This is a genomic window from Vibrio jasicida CAIM 1864 = LMG 25398, assembly GCF_000400365.1.
Classification (GTDB): domain Bacteria; phylum Pseudomonadota; class Gammaproteobacteria; order Enterobacterales; family Vibrionaceae; genus Vibrio; species Vibrio jasicida.
In genome coordinates this window covers 1-211 of sequence record NZ_BAOG01000174.1, presented here as the reverse complement: position 1 = coordinate 211, position 211 = coordinate 1, and the positions used below count along the sequence as shown (strand labels likewise).

The window sequence follows — 211 nt, the reverse complement described above, 5'->3', positions numbered from 1 at the left end:
AATAAATGGTGGCTACGACGGGATTCGAACCTGTGACCCCATCATTATGAGTGATGTGCTCTAACCAGCTGAGCTACGTAGCCAACAATATGTTTTAACAACATATGTATTCTTTTAATTAAGATGGTGCGGTCGGAGAGACTTGAACTCTCACACCTTGCGGCGCCAGAACCTAAATCTGGTGCGTCTACCAATTCCGCCACGACCGCAT

2 tRNA genes are annotated in these 211 nt (G+C 46.4%); both read right to left on the bottom strand.

What is annotated here, in order from left to right:
• Positions 1 to 6: 6 nt before the first annotated feature.
• A tRNA-Met gene (locus VJL_RS26120) sits at positions 7 to 83 on the bottom strand.
• A gap of 41 nt (positions 84 to 124) precedes the next feature.
• Positions 125 to 209 (bottom strand) — tRNA-Leu (locus VJL_RS26115).
• Positions 210 to 211: the final 2 nt, after the last annotated feature.